Here is an 18,874-nt window from a genome sequence, read left to right on the forward strand (position 1 = left end):
CCCGGCTAGGATCGGGGCATGGAACTGTTCAAGAAGATTTGCGCCGCCGCCGTGGAGGCGGGGGCTTCAGATATTCACATCAAGCTGGAATCTCCCGTCATTCTCCGCATCAACCGGCAACTGGTGCCCATTGAGTGCCCGCTGCCCACCGAGGAATGGATGGACGAGGTGCTCAGGCACATTGTGCCGCCGCATGCGCGGGCGCGGTTTGAGGAGGATCGGGAAATTGACTTTTCCTACCACCTGCCCGGGGTGGGGCGTTTCCGCACCAATGTGTATCAACAGCGCGGCACCTTTGCCATTGCGATGCGCTATGTCAAAACCAAGGTGCCCAGCTTCCCGGAGCTGGGCCTGCCGGAGGTGATCAAGCGCATTGCCGAGGCGCCCCGGGGCATCGTGCTGGTGGCCGGCACCACCGGTTGCGGCAAGTCCACCACGCTGGCGGCCATGATCGAGCACATCAACGAGAATTTCAAAAAGCACATCGTCACGCTGGAGGACCCCATTGAATATGTGTTTGAGGACAACCAGTCGGTGATCGAGCAGCGGGAGATCGGGCTGGACACCAAGGCCTTTGCCACCGGCCTCAAACACATGCTGCGCCAGGACCCGGACATCATCATGGTGGGCGAAATGCGCGACGCCACCAGCTTCACCGCCGCGATGAGCGCGGCCGACACCGGCCATCTGGTGCTCTCGACGCTGCACACCACCAATGCGGCGCAGTCGGTGGGCCGCGTGCTGGACTTTTTCAAGCCGGAGGAGCGCGACACCATCCGGCGGCAACTGGCCTCGACCCTCAAGGCGGTGATCTGCCAGCGCATGGTGAACACCGTGGACGGCAAGATGACCCCGGCGGTGGAAATCCTCATCAACACCCCCACGGTGAAGAAGCTCATCGAGGAGGACCGCCTCGAAACCCTGCCCGCCGCCATTGAAACCGGCACCGAGGACGGCATGCAGAATTTCAACCAGCACCTGCTGCAACTGGTGCAGGAGGGGCGCGTCACGGAGAAGGAGGCCCTCTCCAAGGCCAGCAACCCGCAGGCGCTGGAGATGAACTTCCGCGGCATCTTCCTCTCCACCGGCCATCGCATTCTGGGATAAATCATCGCGTGAAAACCCTTGGGCTGGCGGTTCTCTGTCTGGCGGGATTTGCCGCCCCGGCCGCTCCCGCGCCGTTGTTCGAGGAAAACTTCGAGCAGGCGCCGGCGGGCAAGCCGTCCACCAACTTCATGGTGGTGGACGGCGGTTTTGCGGTGCGGGAGGACCACGGCGCGCGCTTCCTCGAGCTGCCGGGGCATCCGCTGGAAAACTACGGCATCCTGTTTGGCCCGCCCGCCAGCTCCAACGTCTGTGTGGAGGCCCGCCTTTGGGGGGAGAGCACCGGCCGGCGGCATCCCCTGTTCGCCGTGGGGCTGGGCGGCATTGGCGGGTTGAAATTGTGGGTGGCGCCGGGGCGCGAGCAACTGGAGCTGCATCTGGGGGAGCGCCTGCTGGTCGCGCAACCGTTGCGCTGGAAGTCCGGGGTGTGGACGCAGCTCAAGCTGCGTTGTGTGGCCACGCCGCAGGGCTGGCGCGCCGAAGGCAAGTTGTGGCTTGAGGGGGAGCAGGAGCCGCCGGAATGGAGCGTGGGCGCTGATCTTCCCCAGCCGCCGCCGGCCGGGCGCGCCTCGGTGTGGGGGGCGCCGGTTTCGGGCAAGCCCATCCGCTTTGATGATCTGCGGGTCACTGAAGTCCGCCTTCCCTGAAGCGTCCGGCGGGGGCGGGGATATTGAATCTCCCGCGGGTTTGTCTGGATTGCGGCTTGACCGGCCGTCCGCCGCCGTTTATATCCACGGCATGATCCACCTGGGCCTGCACACGGATAATTGGCGCCCGTTGAGCGCGAGTTTCGAGACCGCCATTGAGAAGATCGCCGCCACGGGTTTGAAGCACGTCGAGTTTGCCGTCATTCACGGGCAAAACTTCATTCAGGCGCTGGGCTATGATCCGGGGGTGTCGCTGCAATCCAATCCCCGCGCCTTGCGGCGTTTTCTGGAAAGCAAGGGCCTCGCGGTCTCCCAGATTGACGGCTCCTATCCCATGATGGGCCCCAACGGCTCGGCGTACGGCGTGCAGTATGTGCAGCAGAGCATCCGTTTTGCCGCCGAGCTGGGCTGTCCGATGGTGGACACGGTGGACGGGGCGTTTGAGACGCCGGGCCTGACGCGCAAAGAGGTGTTTCGCGTGACGTGCGATAACTACCGGCAGTGTCTTTCGTGGGCGGAGGATTACCGGGTGATCATCAATGTGGAGCCGCACGGGCCCTACACCAATGACATCGAGTTCATGCAGAAGCTGTTTGCGCATTTTGAGAGCGAGTATCTGCAGATGAACTTCGACACCGGCAACACCTTCATCGCCGGCCACGATCCCCTGAATTATCTCAAGGCCTTGCGCAAGTACTGCACGCACTGCCACATCAAGGATGTCAGCGCCGAGCTGGCCGCCGCCGTGCGCGGCGAGGAAACCGGCATCGGCAGCTCCATCGTGCCGGTGGGCGGCGGCGTCAATGCGGAAAACATCCGCCGTTGTCTGGCCTATCTGCAGGAGACCGGCTGGGACGGCGCCGTGTCCATTGAATGCCACGGCTCGGACGAGAACACCGCCGCCAGCGTGCAATGGATGAAGGAGACGCTGAAGCAGTTGCAGCCGCGGAAGCCGAAGAAATAATCCGTTGCGGCATGCGGCTGTCGCCGGTGCGGGGACGGGGGGGACACCGAGGCCCCCGGCGGATTCCGGTTTTTAATCTTGGCGTCCCCGCCTTCCCGCCTTATTCCTCACGCGTGGCCGGAGTGAACGGCATGTTTTGGCGGGCACGGCCGCGCGGCGCCGGCGCGGGAGGGCCGCTGCTTCTGCTGCTGCTGCTGGGGCTGCTGGCGCTGGGATGCGCCAGCTCCCTGCCGGGGCGTTTGGAGCGGACGATGACGGTGGGACGGGACACGTTCGCCTTCGCCAACGAGCTGAAATGGGCCTACACCAACAACCCCGCCACCGGCCGCATGGAGCATCAGCGGCGCGAGCCGCCGCCGGCGTTTGCCCACCGGTGCGTGCCCATGGCGGTGGCGGCGCGCAAATTTTTCTTCCACGCCCGGTTTGAGCCGCAGCAGCCGGCGGTGGACGAGCGGGAGTATGCGCGGCGGGTGAAGGCGGTGCTCTCCCGCAGCGCGCGCGCGCCCTCGCCGCCCGGCGAGATGATCGTCATTCCCGGTTACGCCCACCTGTATGAGTTCAGTCTGGCGCACGAGGCGCTGTTGAAGAAGGCCCTGGGCGGGGCGTGGCAGAGCTATTTGAACACGGGCAACTTGCGGATGGTGTTTCCCTTCAGCCGCCGGGGCCAGACGGAGCTGGCGCGGCGCTGGGAGACGGCCCTGGCGCGCCACTATCCGCCGCTGGTGCACGTGGTGACTTTTCCGCGGCTGACGCTCAATCACACAATCATTTTGACGGCCACCGCCACGCCGGAGGAGGTGAGGGAAGGAGCCTTCGCGCTGGAGCCGTTGCCGGAGGCCGTGTACTTCAAGGCCTACGATCCCAACATGCCCGGGCGCCCGCTTCTCCTGTGGTATCACAAGACGGAGCGGCAGTTTTATTATCCGCCGACGGAGTATTTTGCCGGGGGGAGGGTGAACGTGTACGAGGTGCGGCGGAGCCGGCGCTACTGAGGGGCCGGGGCGGCCAGGCGGTTGGTCAACACCTCCATCAGCCGCGGCGCGTATTCCAGGGCGCGGGCGGGATAATCCGGGTGTTTGCCGCCGGCGCCGCTCAAGCGGTCCAAATCCGCCGCGGCGGGAGGCCCCAGCGCGATGAGCGCGTTGAGGGCGTGCACGGCAACGTAGGGGCCGGTTTTGGGTTGCGGGGCGAGGTCGAGCAATACCGCGCGGGCGGCCTGGCGATCAGCCGCGTGGCTGTGCCGGCCCAGGGCCTCGGCGGCGGCAATGCGCACGCAGGGCGCCTCATCCTGGAGGGCGCGGAGGAGGTCCTCTCGGGTTTTGGCCACGGCCGGCGCGCCGCGCATGAGGAGGCCCATGACGCCCCAATAGCGCACCGCGCTGTCCTGGTCGCGCAGGGCCTGGCGGAGGGCGGGCAGGGCCTCGGGCCGCAAACTGGAGGCCAGCTCGGCGGCGGCGAGGATTTTGCCCACGGGATAGAGGGATTCGTCCTGCCCCATTTCATAAGGCGTGCGCCGGGCGGCCAGGGCGCGGCGGTGCAGTTCGCTTTCGGGCAGGAAACCGAGGTCCCGCGTGGCGAGCAGGTGCTGGCGGAGGGCCTGCCGCAGCCGTTGAAGGGTGGAGGCGTAGGCGGCGGAGCCGGCGAGGTTGTGGATTTGATGGGGATCATTCTCCAAATCGTAAAGCTCCTCCGGGGGTTTGGGTTTCCAGAAATGAGCTTGAACGTCATTGAGGCGGCCCTGCTGGAAGAGATTAAACCACACCCGTGTGGTGGGGGTTTGAAACATGTAGTCCAGGAACTGGCCGTAGGGCAGGTGGGGCAGGTAATTGCGGATGTACAAAAACCGGGAGTCGCGCACGCAACGGGATAAATCCAGGTTTTCATCCATCCGGCTGCGCAGGCCGAAGAGATAGGGCGGGGGCGGCGCGGCATAAGGGCCCAGGAAGGCCTTGCCGTGCATGTGCGGCGGGGGGCGGATGCCGGCCAGGCTCAGCAGGGTGGGGGCGAAGTCCACGAAATTGACCAGCCGGTCCGAGCGCCCGCCGGGCTGGTAATCGGGCGGGGCAAGATGGCGGAACTTGGGCGGGATATAGACGATGAGCGGCACGCGCAACCCGCTCTGCCACAGCCAGCGTTTGTGGCGGGGCATGCCGGAGCCGTTGTCCCCGTAGAAGAAAATGATGGTGTCCCCGGCCAGCCCGGCCTCTTCCAGCTCGGCCAGGCGTTTGCCGATCTGCGCATCCATGGTGGTGAGGTTGTCGTAGTACTGGGCCCAGTCCTGCCTGACCTCCGGCGTGTCTGGATGATAGGGGGGGATGGGCGCGCGGGCGGGATCGTGGATGAGGACGTGCGGGCGGGTGCGGATGCGGCTTTCGTGGGTGATTTCGTGATTGAACACCGCCATGAACGGCTGGCCTGGGGCGCGTTTGTGGTAGTGGGCCTTGTTGGAGCTTTCCTGCCAGGATTTTTCGGCCCCCTGGAGGTTGTAATCGGTTTTGGCATTGTTGCAGCAGTAATAGCCGGCTTCGCGCAGGTAGTCCGGGTACATGCGGATGGCCGGGGGCACGGGGACGAGGCTGCGCATGTGCTCGGCGCCGAGGGTGGGGGGGTACATGCCGGCGATTAGGGCGGTGCGGGCCGGGGCGCAAACGGGCGCGGTGGACCAGGCATTCCAATAGACGGTGCCCCGGGCGGCCAGTTTGTCGAGGTGGGGCGTGCGGGCGTAAGTGTCGCCGTAGCAACCCAGGTGGGGGTTGATATCCTCGGCCACCAGCCAGAGGATGTTGGGGCGGGCGGCGGGGGCTGCGGCGGCCGGGCAGAGCGGCGCGGAAAGGGTGGCCAGCGCCAAAGCCACAGCGAGCAGGGGTTTCATGGCCCTCGTCATAATTCCTGCAAGGCCGCCTGTCCAGCTTTTCAGCCAGGCATGCCCGCCGGAGCGGCCGGGTGGGCGCGCCGGGGAAGGGGTGGGGCGCTGGGGTGATGGAAGCGGGGGATGGGGTGTCAGACCACCCGCTCTTTGAGCGCCTTGTCCAGGGCGGCCTTCACCGCGTCCACGCGCGGGGGCAGTTCCATGGGCGGGTTGGCGTGGCGGCAGGGGAACTCGAGCGCCTTTTCGTGGTAGCGCACTTTGAAGTCGGTGAACTTCAGGCCGTGGGCGGTGCTGATGACCACCACGCGGTGGTTTTTTTGGATGACGCCACGCCGGACGAGCTTGATGAGGGCGGCCAGGGCCACGCCGGTATGGGGGCAGTTGAACATGCCGGTGCGATCGCCCAGCGCGGCGGCATCGGCCAGCTCCTCCTCGGTGGCCTCTTCCACCACGCCTTCAAATTGCTTGAGGACGCGGATGGCCTTCTGGACGCTGACGGGGTTGCCAATTTGAATGGCGCTGGCCAGGGTTTTTTCGGCCTGGACGGGGGTGAACTCGGCAAAACCTTTTTGGTACGAGCGGTAGAGGGGATTGGCCTTTTGGGCCTGGGCCACAACGATGCGGGGCAGGCGGTGGATCAGGCCCAGGTCCCGCATCATCAACAGGCCGCTGCCCAGGGCGGAGACGTTGCCGAGGTTGCCGCCGGGGATGATGAAGACATCGGGCACTTCCCAGTCGAATTGCTGCACGATTTCGATGCCCACGGTTTTCTGGCCCTCGACGCGGAGGGAGTTCATGGAGTTGGCCAGGTAGAGGGTGGGGTCCTGGGTGATTTCCTGGACCACCTTCATGCAGCCGTCAAAGTCGGTGTCCAGCGAGAGCACCAGCGCGCCGTTGGCGATGGGCTGGACGAGCTGGGCGGTGGAGATTTTGCCGCGGGGCAGGAGCACGATGGACTGGATGCCGGCGGCGGCGCAATAGGTGGCCAGCGCGGCGGAGGTGTCGCCGGTGGAGGCGCAGGCCACGGCCTTGATGGGGGCGCCCTCGCTGATCATTTGTTTGACCTGGGAGACCAGGACGGTCATGCCGAGGTCCTTGAAGGAGCCGCTGTGGGTGTTGCCGCAGAGTTTGACCCACAGCTCGCTCAAGCCGAGGAGCTTGCCCAGGCGCTCGGCCCAGAACAAATTGGTGCAGCCTTCGTAGAGGGAGACGATGTTTTCATCCTTGATGTTGGGCAGGACCCACTCCTTTTTGCCCCAGATGCCCGAGCCGTAGGGCCACTGGTTGCTGCGGTAGCGGTCATCAAAGAGCTTCATCCAGGCGGCGGCGCTGCGGTGCCGCAGGGCCTCCAGATCATGCCGCACCTCCAGCAGCGACTGGCAACGCTCGCAGCGGTAAATGATTTGATTCAGGGGATAGGTGGCGCCACATCCCTCATTGATGCATTGAAACCAGGCTCGATATTCCATACGGGGATTGCCGGTTGGAGCCGCGCACGGCGGCCGCAACTCAGCCCGCAAGCCTGACATTCCGCCCGCCGCTTTTCAAGCCGCGAAACCGACTTTTAACGAGGCGGAGCGGGGGCGCTGTTTCGACGGAGAGGTGCGCGAGCCGGGAGGGGGAAAAGCGAAGGGCGGAAGGGAAAGTGCAAAAGGCAAAGGGCAAAACCGGGGGTGTCCCGGATCGGACGGCAAAGGGAGGCCCGTTTTTGCCGTGTTTATGGTTAAATGGGCAGATCCGGTTGGGCAGTGGGGGCCTCGGGGCCGGAGGCGGCCGGGGCCTCGGCAGCGGCGGCCGGGCCTGCCGGTGCAGGGGTGGCGAGCTGCACCAGCGCGGGGCGCAACACGCGGCCTTGGTAGGTGTAGCCGGGGGCCAGGGTTTTTTGAATGGGTGCGCCCGCGGGCACGGGGCCGGCAGCCTGATGGGCCTGGTGCATTTGCGGATCGAAGGCGGCGCCCGGCTCCGGCGCAAAGGCGTTCACGCCCACGCGGCGCGCGAGGTCGCGGCAGACATTTTGAAACAGGCCAATTTGCTCCACCAAATGCGGCTGGCCGGACTGGCAGGCGGCGGTGTACAGGGCAAAGATTTGGTCCAACAGGCGCAGGGTCAGTTGCAGCCAGTCCTGTTCCTGGCGCCGCAACTTGTCGGCCTCCAGCCGCAGGGTGGCTTTTTCCGTGTCATTGGCCTGGCGCAAAAAGTCCGTGAACGCCCTGGCCTCCGCCGCCATGCCGTCGGCCACTTCGCGGGCGGTCTGCACGGTGCGGGCGCACTCGCCCTGGATGTTCATCCAGTTGGCGGTGGCCTCGGCGATTTGTTGTTTGATCTGCTCGAGATTCTGGATTTGGGCGACGGTCGAGCGGAGGGTGTCCGCCTCGGCCAGTTTCAAGGCGGCGCGATGTTGCAGGATGAAGGGCGTGACCAGCAGCCACGCGCCGGCGGCGACGGCGGCGGTGCACAGCGCCATGTTGGCCGTGCTCAGGGGCCAGTCGCTCTGATAAACAATGCCGCCCGCGACGGCCAGCAACAGCAGGTCGCCAATCAGGAAAGGCAGCACCGAGGGTCGGGGTAAAGCCGCGTCACTCATGCGGCGGGCAGCTTAAGGCGGCGCGGCGGCCCTGTGCAACAGTGTTTTCCCGGGCGGGCGAGGCTGTTGGCGCGGGGCGCGAGGCGGGCGCCCGGCGGCGGCGCGGGAGCGGTGGCGGCTTCGGGCGATGTTATCGTACTGTAACCTGGGCGGCACTTCGTTCACACTTGCCTAACCTGCAGCAATGGGTCAACGTTTTGGGCAACAGCAACCAAGCGCAAGAGTATGGCAAAAGCAAAGACAGTGGTTTTGACGGGGGTGAGCCGTGGCCTGGGCCGGGCCATGGCGCTGGAGTTTGCGCGGCTGGGGCACAAGGTGGTGGGGTGTGCGCGGTCGCGGGAGGCCGTGGAAGCGCTGAAAGCGCAGTTGGGCGCGTCGCATGAAGTGGACGTGGTGGATGTGGCGGACGAGGCCGCGGTGGGGCGCTGGGCGCGGCATGTGCTGCACCGGTTCAAGGCGCCGGATTTGCTGGTGAACAACGCGGCGCTGATCAACCGGAAGGCCCCGCTGTGGAAGGTGCCGGCGGAGGAATTTTCCGCCCTGGTGGATGTGAACATCAAGGGGGTGTTTCATGTGCTGCGCCATTTTGTGCCGGCGATGGTGGCGCGCGGGGAGGGCGTGATCATCAATATCAGTTCCGGGTGGGGCCGCACCACCGATGCGGAGGTGGCGCCGTACTGCGCCAGCAAGTTTGCCATCGAGGGGCTGACGCAGGCGCTGGCGCAGGAGCTGCCGCCGGGGCTGGCGGCGGTGCCGCTGAATCCGGGCATCATTGACACGGACATGCTGCGGAGCTGTTTTGGGGATGCGGCGGCGCTGTATCCCTCGCCGGAGAAATGGGCGCGGCGGGCGGTGCCGTTCATGCTGGAGCTCAACGGACGGGACAACGGCAAGCCGCTGACGGTGCCGGGCGCCTGATTTGCCAGTGACAAAGCGGACCTGTTGGCTTAGGCTGGGGCGCATGAAAAAGCATGTGAAATTGGGACTGGCGGTTTTGGGTTTGGCCCTGAGCGCGGCGGTGGCGACAGCGGCGAATTTGCTTCCGCCAGGGGCGCGGCTGGCGATTGTGGGCGACTCCATCACCGAGCAGAAACTTTACTCCAAATACATGGAGACGTACCTCCTGGCCTGCGCCGGGCGGACGGATATGAAGGTGTTTCAATTTGGGTGGGGCGGCGAGCGGGCGGATGGTTTTGCGGCCCGCGCGGCGAATGATTTGGGGGTCTTCCAGCCCACGGTGGTGACGACGTGTTACGGGATGAACGACGGCCAGTATCGCCCGTATGCCGACGACATTGGCCGGGCGTACGAGGCCAACACCCGCCGTTACGTGGAGATTCTCAAAGGCATGGGGGTGCAGCATATTGTGCTCGGCTCGCCCGGGGCGGTGGACACGCGCTATTTTGTGCGGCCCAATTTTGCCCCGCTGTCCGGGGCGGACGGCTACAATCAAAACCTGGGCCGGCTGCGGGACATCAACCGCCGGCTGGCGGGGGAGCTGGGCGTGGCCTTTGCCGATGTGCATCAGCCCATGCTCGACGCCATGGCCAAGGCCAAGGCGGCGCTGGGGAATGATTATGATGTGTGCGGGCGCGACGGTTTTCATCCCGGCCCCAACGGGCATTTGATCATGGCGTATGCCTTTTTGCGCGCGCTGGGCTGCGATGGCCGGCTGGCGGAGCTGACGGTGGATCTGCAGGGCGCGCCGGCCGCCTCGGCGGGGCACAAGGTGGTCGAGGGCCAGCGGGGCACGGTGAGTTTTGAAAGCACGCGGTATCCGTTCTGCTTCGATCCCGATCCCAAAGCCTCGTCGAGCACGCGCAGCATTGTGCCGTTTTTCCCGTTCAATGAGGAGCTGAACCGGTTTGTGTTGAAGGTGCGCAATCTGGCGGCGCCGCGGGCGCGCGTGACCTGGGGCGAGGCGTCCGTCGAGTTCACCCGCGAGCAGTTGGCCGAGGGCGTCAACCTGGCGGCGGCGTTTCCGGCCACGCCCTTTGACGAGGCGTTTCGGAAGGTGATGGACGCGGTGGGGCAGAAGCAAAACTTTGAAACGCTGATGATCAAGGAAATGGTCACCAAGTACCGGCTGTTTGGCCGCGAGACGGCGGCCGATCCGGCCCTGGCCGAGGCGTTTCGCCAGGTCACGGCGCGGTTGATGGCCCGGCAGGAGGCGCTGGATGCCGCGGTGCGCAAGGCGCTGGTGCCGGTGCGCCATACCGTGACCGTCACGCCGGCGGAATGAGGCGGCCGGGCCAGGCTTTCCCATGCGGGGAGGGAGGCAGGGTGAAACGAGCATGCCCCCGTTGTTTCGTGTGAAAAAAAATCCATCAGCTCCCGAGTCTTCCCCTGGGCCACCCCCGGCGGCGGCGGCCGCGGCCGCCGGCGGCGGGGCCAGGGGTTTGCGGCGGTATTTATACTTTACGGCGGCGTGCACGGGCGCGGCGATATTGATTGTCGAAATCCTCGGCGCCAAGATGCTCTCGCCGTACTTTGGCACGTCGCATTTTGTGTGGACGGCCCAGATCACGGTGACGCTGCTGTCGCTGGCCGCCGGTTATTACGCGGGGGGCTGGCTGGCGGATCGCTCGCCGGATTTGCGGCGGATGTACACCGCCATCCTGGCGGCGGCGGTGTACCTGGCGGTGTCGGTGCCGCTGTGCGCGCCGGTGGCCTTTGCCTGTCTCAAGCAAAAACTGGCGGTGGGCTCGCTGCTGGCCTCGCTGTTTTTGTTTTTCCCGCCGCTGACCCTGCTGGCGATGGTGGGGCCATTTCTGGTGCGGCACTTCACGCAAAACCTGCAGACGGTGGGGGGGCAGGTGGGGCGGGTCTCCGCCTTGAGCACCCTGGGCAGCGTGGCCGGCACGCTGTTGATCGGCTATGCGGTCATTCCGTATCTGCCCAATTCGTTGAGCATGTATCTGACCGCGGTGGCACTGATGGCGGTGGCGCTGGGGTATTTTTTCCTGTTAAGCCCCAAATCCCTGCGGGCGCCGGCCCAGGTGAGCGTGGTGGCGGGGTTGCTGATCGGGCTGGCGGCGGGTTACAGCGGCGTGCGGCGGGAGCTGGAGCTGAACGTGCCGGGCTATGAGGAATTGGAGCGGCGCAATTCCAACTTTGGCCAGATGCTGGTGATCCAGCATACCAACCTGCCGCACCGGGTGTATCTCAATGACTGGCTGACGCAGAACACGTACGATCCCCTGGAGAAGAAAAGCACCTCGATGTTCACCTGGATGCTGCACGGGCTGGCGGTGGCGTACACGCCGCGGATTGAGCGCGCCCTGTGCATCGGCCTGGGGGTGGGCATCGTGCCGATGCAACTGGCCCGCGAGGGGGTGCAGGTGGATGTGGTGGAAATCAACCCCGAAATGCCCGGCGTGGCGCAGCGGCATTTTGATTTTGATCCCGCCCAGGTCCGGCTGTTCATTGACGACGGCCGGCATTACCTGAACGCCGCCGCCCGGCCGGACGGCCCGCGTTATGACACGATCATTTTGGACGCCTTCCTGGGCGACTCTTCCCCCTCCCACTTGATGAGCCGCGAGGCGTTTGTGGCCATGCAAAAAATCCTGCGCCCCGGCGGCACGCTGGTGATCAACAGCTTTGGCGAGCTGGACCCGGCCAACAATTTCTTCACCGCCTCGCTGGAGCGCACCCTGCAGGCCGTGTTCAAGTCCGTGCGCATTCACACGGCGTTTGGCGGCAATGTGCTGCTGGTGGCTTCGGACACGCCCAACCTCGCCTTTGTGCGGCAGCCCGATCTATCCCAGGTGCACCCCCGCGCCCTGGGCGCCACGCGCATGGCCATGGACAATGTGGTGACCTCGCCCCCCAGCCGGCATCGGATCCGGGTGCTCACCGATGATTTCAACCCGGTGGAATTTTATGATGCGGTGAACCGCGAGAAATTCCGGCGCAACATGGTGCAAGGGCTGGTGCAGGGGTATTGAGGGGGAGGGGGGAAATGCAAAGTGCAAAATGCAAAGTGCAAAGTGAAAAAAAGCCTTTGCCTGGGCTGAAGGACGAGGGGCGGGCAGGAAGTTATTGAATGCGGCGGGCGAGGAGGAATTGTTCCAGACTGGTGCGCAGGATGAGCGGAGTGCGGCTGGTGAGGGAGGCCTGGCTGCTAGCCAGGCGGAGGGCGCCGGCGCGGAGATGACGAAAGACCAGGTTGCGATCACAGTTGAGCAGGGCCTGCACCTCGCTGCCGCGCAGCCAAGGGCGGTGGTGCCCCACAATGCGCTCGAAGACCTGCGCCGGCGTGTAAGTGGGGGGCAGGAGGAGATCCTGCGCCGGCCGGCTCAGATTGCGGCGCGCCCATTCGAGCGATTCAAACCAGATGCGGATTTCTCGGCGGCGGCGGCAGGGGCCGGCGGCGATGTCCCAGGCCCATTCGAGGCGGCCGTCTTCAATCATGCGCAGGATGTCGTCGGGATGCCGCCGCAGCCAGGCGGTGGCCCCGCTGATGGTCCACAGGGGGCGCACCGCCAGGGCCGCGGCCGGCGCGGGCGCGGGCGCGGGGCGGACGGGGAGGGAGCCGGGGTGCATGGCCTCAGGCGGCGGTGGATTCCCGGGCCGGCACGCCGGTGGCTTCGAGGCGCGGCTCGACAAAGAACAGCTCCTCCTGCGTCACCCACAGGCCCACCGTGGCCAGGGCCGCGTCGCCCAGGGCCACGCGATCGGCCAGCAGGCGGATTTTGTTGGGCTCCTCGCGGACGCGCAGATAGGCCTGCCAGGCGGGGGCGGCCTTGAGGGCGGCGGTGACGCGCTCCCACGTCCAGCCGGCGCACGGCTTGAGGGCCGGCGGGGAGGCGCGCCAGCCCAGCAGCGCCACGGGCAGCTCGAGGGTGCGGCGGCCGGCGAAGGCGTCGGGATGCGCCTCGGCCCAGGCGCGGACAGCGGCGGTTTGGGCGGTGAGCTGCGCCCGAAGGTTTGCAAGGGCCGGTTCAAGCTGCTCGCGAGCCAGGCGCAGGCGGGCGTCCAGCTCGGCGGCGAGCCGCACCTCCTCGAGCTTGAGGGCGGCGATTTCCGCCACCAGGGCCTCGAGGGCGCGGCGGGAGCGGGGGACGGGGACGGCGGGGGTTTTGTTTTTGGAGGATTTTGGGCTTGTCATGGTTTTCATAATTAACTAATTTACAGGGAAGATATATAAGTTATTTAATACCCCGTCAAGGGGAAAAATTAAATTATTTACAGCATGAGTCCGGCAGCCCATGAATTTGTGGAGTGGATGCGCCGGCTGGGCTGGAGCCAGTCGGAGACGGCCCGGCAGTTGTTGGTGACGCCCAGTCACATCAATCAGATTGTGCGCGGCAAGGCCGAGCCGAGCGCGGCGATGCTGCAGTTGCTGCGGCTGACGGCGGCGCGGCAGGGGGTGGAGGGGTCGGTGGAGGCCGTGGCGGCCGCGCCGCCGGAGGACGAGCTGGAGCGGTTCTGGCGCGAGCTGCGGCGGCAGCGGCTGGACGGGATGCCGCCGGCGGAGCAGCGGGCGTTTGTGAAGGCGTGGGCGGTGGTGCTGGGTCTGGCCTGGCCGCCGGGCCGGAAGTGAGGGGGGCGGGGGCGGGAGGATGCTTCTGGCCCGCCCAAAACGGCATTGCCGGAGGGGGGAAAAACGGCTAGGATGCCGGTCGCTTTATGAAGCACCAGCTCGATTTCGAGAAGCCCATCGCGGAGTTGCAGCGCAAACTGGATGAACTCAAGCAGCATCCGGAGGCTCACTCTTTCAAGGAGGAGATTGAGCGGATGGAGAAGAAGCTGGAGGAGAGCCGCCGGCAGGTGTTCAGCTCGCTGACGCCGTGGCAGCGGGTGCAACTGGCGCGGCATCCCAAGCGTCCCTACACGCTGGACTACATTCAACTGGCCTTTACGGACTTCAGCGAGCTGCACGGGGATCGCCTGTATGCGGAGGATCGGGCGGTGGTGGGCGGTTTTGCGCGGATTCAGGGGCACCGGGTCATGGTCATCGGCACCCAGAAGGGGCGGGACACCAAGGAAAACATCCGGCGCAACTTTGGCTGCGCGCACCCGGAGGGCTACCGGAAGGCGCTGCGGTTGATGCGGCTGGCGCACAAGTTTGGGCTGCCGATCATCACGTTGATTGACACGGCGGGCGCCTATCCCGGCATTGGGGCGGAGGAGCGGCACATTGCGGAGGCGATTGCGGTGAATTTGCGGGAGATGATGCTGTTGGAAGTGCCGATCATTGCGGCGGTGATTGGGGAGGGGGGCTCGGGCGGGGCGCTGGGGATTGGCGTGGCGGATCGGGTGTTGATTTTGGAAAACGCCTATTACTCGGTGATCAGCCCGGAGGGGTGCGCGGCCATCTTGTGGAAGGATCGCTCGGCGGCGGCCAAGGCGGCGGAGGCGCTCAAAATCACCGCCAAGGATCTTTACGAGCTGAAGCTGGTGGATGAAATTGTGCCCGAGCCGCTGGGCGGGGCGCACAATGACTGGCCGGCCACGGCCGGCGCGTTGAAGGAGCGGCTGGTGGCCAATCTGGAGGAGCTGTTAAAACTGCCCACCAGCGAGCTGTTGAAAAAACGCTACGAGAAATTCCGGGCGTTTGGGCATTTTATGGAAAAGCCCGCCCTGCCGGCCACAGCCGAGGCGCCCCCCACCCCCGCTTGAGCGGGGCGGCCAGGCTGGAGCAAGGAATTAGCGCGGGAAGGGCGGCAGCGGCGGCAGGCCCGGGGGGCCGTATTGGGGCTGGCCGCCGGGGACGGGCGGCATTTCTTCCTCGTGACCGGGGGTCAAAATGGTGGGAGGCAGGGGCGGCAGCTCCACTTTGCCGGTATCCTTGATGGTGCGGAGGAGTTCCATGTGAATGATGGACTCCTCATAGCTGACCGGCTGCTCGGGCGGCCAGTTGGGCTGGGTGGGGCCGGAGGTGGGAGGGCCGTCAAAACGGAAGGTGTGGGAGCCGGCCAGTCCGCCATAGGGCGAGCCGCCTGCGCCGCCGAAGAGGGGGGCGGGGGCGCTGGCCGCGCTTTTGCTGGCGCCTTCAGAGGCCTGCCGCAAATAAGCGGCCAGATTGTTCCGGTCCACGGCGGGCACTGCCGGGGCGCCGGCGGAGGCCACGCCGGCGAAGAGCTGGGAGGCCGAGGGCCGCGGGGTTTGCTCCACCGGCCCGCCGATTTGGAAGTCCGCCTTGCCGCTGCCGGCCAGGGGTTTGACGCCGTCCTTCTCGATGTCCAGCTCGGTATCCGTGTTGTTGAGGGCGATGCGGATTTTGCCATTTTCCGCGTCAATGCTTTTGACGGTTACCGGACCCTCGGACTCGTTTTCGCCCAGGACGATGGACACCGGGTTTTTGCCCAGTTCGCTGACGAGCAGAATGGCGGTTTTGCGCACTTTGAAGTCGAGCAAACCGGTGATTTGGACTTTGATTGCAGGGGGCGGCGGCTCCGGCTTGGGGGGCGGCGGGGGTGGGGGCGGGGGCCGCAGACCGAAGGCGTTGCGATCGGGAATGCCGGCGAAACGGTCCATGACCGGATCGTTGGCGGCCGGGAGGGTCAGGCCGCCGGCCAACAGCAGGGCGGCGGCCATCCAGATCGTTGTTCGCCGGGCACTCACGGTTGATACATCAGTCCCGCCTTAATATACACCAGCGGGGGGAAAAAGTTGTGGCCCAGGCCGGGGGGCGGCGGGCGGGGTGGGAGGGGGGGCGGCCGGCATAATTTCCCGATTGTCACCCCCGGCGGGTTTCCGCATTATTTGCAGCCTTATGGCGAGTGTTCGTCCGCAATATCCGTTTGATTTAATTGAGCCGAAATGGCAGCGGCGGTGGCTGGAGGAGGAGACCTTCCGGGCCTGGAATCCTGGGGAGGCTGTGCCGCCGACGCACCCCTTTGCGCAGCGGCATGCGGCCACCCTGGCGGCCGGGCAACTGCCGCCGAAGTTTTACATTTTGGACATGTTTCCCTATCCCTCCGGGGCGGGGCTGCATGTGGGGCATCCGGAGGGCTACACGGCCACGGACATCCTGGCGCGGTACAAGCGGGCGCGGGGGTTTCATGTGCTGCATCCGATGGGGTGGGACGCCTTTGGGCTGCCGGCGGAGCAATACGCGATCAAGACCGGGCAGCATCCACGGGTGACGACGGAGCAGAACATAGCGAATTTCAAGCGGCAGATTCAGGCGCTGGGGTTCAGTTATGACTGGAGCCGGGAGGTGGACACGACGGATCCGGGCTATGTGAAGTGGACGCAGTGGATTTTTTTGCAGCTTTACCATGCCTGGTTCAACCCGGAGACGCAGCGGGCCGAGCCGATCAGCACGCTGACCTATCCGCCGGAGCTGCGGACGGAGGAGGAGCGGCGGGCGTATCGGGACTCCAAGCGGCTGGCGTACGTGAGCGAAGCGCCGGTGAACTGGTGTCCGGAACTGGGGACGGTGCTGGCCAATGAAGAGGTGATCAACGGGCGCAGCGAGGTGGGGGGCTTTCCAGTGATCCGGAAACCGATGCGCCAGTGGATGTTGCGCATCACCGCCTATGCGGAGCGGCTGCTGCGCGATCTGGACACCATTGACTGGAGCGATTCGCTCAAGGAAATGCAGCGCAACTGGATCGGGCGCAGCGAAGGGGCGGAGGTGGATTTTGCGCTGGCGGATCCGCCGCCGGAGCTGCCGGCGGAGCAGCGGAAACTGCGGGTGTTCACCACCCGGCCGGACACGTTGTTTGGGGCCACGTACATGGTGCTGGCGCCGGAGCATCCGCTGGTGGACGTGCTCACCACGCCCGCGCAGCGGGCGGCGGTGGAGGCGTACCAGGCCTACGCGGCCACCCGGAGCGATCTGGAGCGCACCGAGCTGGCGAAGGAGAAGACGGGGGTGTTTATTGGGGCGTATGCGATCAATCCGGTGAACGGGGAGAAAATCCCCATCTGGATTGCGGATTATGTGCTCATCAGTTACGGCACCGGCGCGATCATGGCGGTGCCGGCGCATGACACGCGGGATTTGGAGTTTGCCACCAAGTTCCATCTGCCCATTGTGCAGGTGGTGCAGCCGCCGGACCCGGCCACCGACTGGCGCGGGTTTGTGGACGACGGGATTTCGGTCAACTCCACCGGGCCGGAGGTGTCCATCACAGGGCTGCCGACGCCGGAGGCCAAGCAGAAGATCATCGCGTGGCTGGAGAGCAAGGGACTGGGGAAGAAGGTGGTGAATTACAAACTGCGCGACTGGTTGTTCAGCCGGCAGCGTTATTGGGGCGAGCCGTTTCCGATTGTCTGGCGCCAGGGGCATCACGAGGCGCTGCCGGAAAGCGCGCTGCCGGTGCTGCCCCCGCCGCTGGAAGACTTCAAGCCCACCAAGGACGGCCAGCCGCCGCTGGCGCGGGCCACGGAATGGGTGAATCTGCCGGATGGCGCGGTGCGCGAAACCAACACCATGCCGCAATGGGCGGGAAGCTGCTGGTATTACCTGCGCTACCTGGATGCGCGGAATGACCGCGAATTTTGCTCCCGCACCGCCGAGCGTTACTGGATGGGCACCGCCAGCCCGGCGGGCCAGCGGGCCACGCCGGGGGTGGATTTGTATGTGGGGGGCACGGAGCACGCAGTGTTGCACCTGCTGTATGCGCGGTTCTGGCACAAGGTGTTGTATGATCTGGGCCATGTGTCCACGCCGGAGCCGTTCTTCAAACTGGTCAACCAGGGGCTGATCCTGGGGGAGATGGAGTACACCGTCTTTCGCGACGCCGCCGGGCAGTTGGTGAGCGCGGCCGACTTGCGCGACATCAGCGAAGAGGCAACCGCCACCGGCCCGCGCATGGTGGGGTATCTTAAGAGCACCGGGGAGAAGGTGACGGGCGAAAAGGTGGACGAGGAGGCGGTGGAAAAACAGGGGGCCGCCTTTGTGCTCAAGGAGCAGCCGCACATCCAGGTGGACGCCCGCAGCTTCAAGATGTCCAAATCGCGCGGCAACGTGGTGAATCCCGATCACATCCTGGCGCAATACGGGGCGGACGCCTTCCGGCTGTATGAGATGTTCATGGGGCCGCTGGAGATGAGCAAGCCGTGGAGCACGCGCGGGGTGGAGGGGGTGTACCGTTTCCTGGGCCGGGTGTGGCGGTTGTTTGTGGACGAGGAGAGCAAGGTGGCCCTGGACCAGGCGCGCACCACCACCGCCCGGCCGGGGCCGGAATTGCTGGAGCTGGTGAAGTTGCAGGCGAGCATCCAGGATGTGCCGCCCACGCCGGCCCAGCGCAAGAGCCTGCATGCCTGCATCAAGAAGGTCACCGAAGATCTCGAAGGCCTGCGGTTCAACACGGCGATCTCCGCCATGATGGTGCTGGTGAACGAGGCCTTGGAATGGCCGGTGCGCCCGGGGGCCGTGCTGCGGGATTTTCTGGTGCTGCTGCAGCCGTTTGCGCCGCATCTGGCCGAGGAGCTGTGGGCGCGGCTGCATCAACACCTGGGCTGGACGGCGCCGGCGCTGGCTTACACGCCCTGGCCGGAGTTTGATCCGGCCCTGCTCCAGGAGGACACCCTCGAGGTGCCGGTGCAGGTCAACGGCCGGTTGCGCGGCCGGGTGGTGGTGTCCGCCCAGGCCAGCCAGGAGGAGGTGGAAAAGGCCGCCCGCGCGTGTGAAAGTGTGCAGCCGTTTCTGGCGGGCAAGACCGTGCGCAAGGTCATCTACGTCCCGCGCAAGATGGTCAACCTGGTGGTGGGTTGAACCGGAGCCGTCCGGGGTTGGGGTCATT

16 protein-coding genes are annotated in these 18,874 nt (G+C 65.7%); 10 read left to right on the forward strand and 6 right to left on the reverse strand.

The window, feature by feature from the left end:
• Nucleotides 1-18 precede the first annotated feature (18 nt).
• The 4 genes from N3J91_06755 (at nt 19) to N3J91_06770 (ending at nt 3,707) form a co-directional block, all read left to right on the forward strand.
• The gene (locus N3J91_06755) at nt 19-1,107 is read left to right on the forward strand and encodes a type IV pilus twitching motility protein PilT (protein ID MCX8156127.1); all 1,089 of its coding nucleotides are present in this window, start codon (nt 19-21) and stop codon (nt 1,105-1,107) included.
• Between the two features lie 8 nt (nt 1,108-1,115).
• Nucleotides 1,116-1,751, forward strand: coding sequence for a hypothetical protein (locus N3J91_06760; GenBank protein ID MCX8156128.1), 636 nt, complete (start codon nt 1,116-1,118; stop codon nt 1,749-1,751).
• A 91-nt stretch (nt 1,752-1,842) separates the two neighbouring features.
• Entirely contained in the window at nt 1,843-2,715 is an 873-nt protein-coding gene (locus tag N3J91_06765) for a sugar phosphate isomerase/epimerase (GenBank protein ID MCX8156129.1), read from the forward strand.
• A 122-nt stretch (nt 2,716-2,837) separates the two neighbouring features.
• Nucleotides 2,838-3,707: a hypothetical protein gene (locus N3J91_06770; protein MCX8156130.1), complete on the forward strand. Its 870-nt coding sequence runs from the start codon at nt 2,838-2,840 to the stop codon at nt 3,705-3,707.
• On the opposite strand, the gene N3J91_06775 is transcribed toward N3J91_06770, so the two are convergent.
• The 3 genes from N3J91_06775 to N3J91_06785 form a co-directional block, all read right to left on the reverse strand.
• A complete protein-coding gene (locus N3J91_06775; GenBank protein MCX8156131.1) occupies nt 3,701-5,587 on the reverse strand; it encodes a sulfatase-like hydrolase/transferase in 1,887 nt (628 codons plus the stop codon). The two genes, N3J91_06770 and N3J91_06775, sit on opposite strands and share 7 nt — an antisense overlap.
• A gap of 128 nt (nt 5,588-5,715) precedes the next feature.
• Complete coding sequence (gene thrC, locus N3J91_06780) at nt 5,716-7,053, reverse strand: threonine synthase (GenBank protein MCX8156132.1); 1,338 nt, start codon at nt 7,051-7,053, stop codon at nt 5,716-5,718.
• A gap of 254 nt (nt 7,054-7,307) precedes the next feature.
• Entirely contained in the window at nt 7,308-8,168 is an 861-nt protein-coding gene (locus N3J91_06785) for a nucleotide exchange factor GrpE (GenBank protein MCX8156133.1), read from the reverse strand.
• 225 nt (nt 8,169-8,393) lie between these two features.
• Here N3J91_06785 and N3J91_06790 point away from each other — a divergent pair, with 225 nt between their 5' ends.
• The 3 genes from N3J91_06790 to N3J91_06800 all read left to right on the forward strand — a co-directional run bounded on the left by N3J91_06790 (nt 8,394) and on the right by N3J91_06800 (nt 12,118).
• Nucleotides 8,394-9,086: an SDR family NAD(P)-dependent oxidoreductase gene (locus tag N3J91_06790; GenBank protein MCX8156134.1), complete on the forward strand. Its 693-nt coding sequence runs from the start codon at nt 8,394-8,396 to the stop codon at nt 9,084-9,086.
• Between the two features lie 43 nt (nt 9,087-9,129).
• Nucleotides 9,130-10,410: an SGNH/GDSL hydrolase family protein gene (locus N3J91_06795; GenBank protein ID MCX8156135.1), complete on the forward strand. Its 1,281-nt coding sequence runs from the start codon at nt 9,130-9,132 to the stop codon at nt 10,408-10,410.
• 70 nt (nt 10,411-10,480) lie between these two features.
• Nucleotides 10,481-12,118, forward strand: coding sequence for a fused MFS/spermidine synthase (locus tag N3J91_06800; protein MCX8156136.1), 1,638 nt, complete (start codon nt 10,481-10,483; stop codon nt 12,116-12,118).
• Between the two features lie 91 nt (nt 12,119-12,209).
• On the opposite strand, the gene N3J91_06805 is transcribed toward N3J91_06800, so the two are convergent.
• Nucleotides 12,210-12,716 carry a hypothetical protein gene (locus N3J91_06805; protein MCX8156137.1) on the reverse strand — a complete coding sequence of 169 codons (507 nt, stop codon included), beginning with the start codon at nt 12,714-12,716 and terminating at the stop codon, nt 12,210-12,212.
• Nucleotides 12,717-12,720: 4 nt separating this feature from the next.
• Nucleotides 12,721-13,290 carry a host-nuclease inhibitor Gam family protein gene (locus N3J91_06810; GenBank protein ID MCX8156138.1) on the reverse strand — a complete coding sequence of 190 codons (570 nt, stop codon included), beginning with the start codon at nt 13,288-13,290 and terminating at the stop codon, nt 12,721-12,723.
• A gap of 75 nt (nt 13,291-13,365) precedes the next feature.
• Here N3J91_06810 and N3J91_06815 point away from each other — a divergent pair, with 75 nt between their 5' ends.
• Together N3J91_06815 and N3J91_06820 are read left to right on the forward strand one after the other, a co-directional pair.
• Nucleotides 13,366-13,716 (forward strand): helix-turn-helix transcriptional regulator, encoded by a 351-nt coding sequence (locus N3J91_06815; protein MCX8156139.1) that lies wholly within the window; start codon nt 13,366-13,368, stop codon nt 13,714-13,716.
• Nucleotides 13,717-13,802: 86 nt separating this feature from the next.
• Entirely contained in the window at nt 13,803-14,795 is a 993-nt protein-coding gene (locus N3J91_06820; GenBank protein ID MCX8156140.1) for an acetyl-CoA carboxylase carboxyltransferase subunit alpha, read from the forward strand.
• Nucleotides 14,796-14,822: 27 nt separating this feature from the next.
• Here N3J91_06820 and N3J91_06825 read toward each other — a convergent pair whose 3' ends face one another.
• Nucleotides 14,823-15,740, reverse strand: a complete 918-nt coding sequence (locus tag N3J91_06825; protein MCX8156141.1) for a hypothetical protein — start codon at nt 15,738-15,740, stop codon at nt 14,823-14,825.
• A gap of 151 nt (nt 15,741-15,891) precedes the next feature.
• On the opposite strand from N3J91_06825, the gene leuS reads away from it, so the two are divergent.
• Complete coding sequence (gene leuS / locus N3J91_06830; protein ID MCX8156142.1) at nt 15,892-18,846, forward strand: leucine--tRNA ligase; 2,955 nt, start codon at nt 15,892-15,894, stop codon at nt 18,844-18,846.
• Nucleotides 18,847-18,874: the final 28 nt, after the last annotated feature.

The organism is Verrucomicrobiia bacterium (assembly GCA_026414565.1).
Lineage (GTDB): Bacteria > Verrucomicrobiota > Verrucomicrobiia > Limisphaerales > Fontisphaeraceae > Fontisphaera.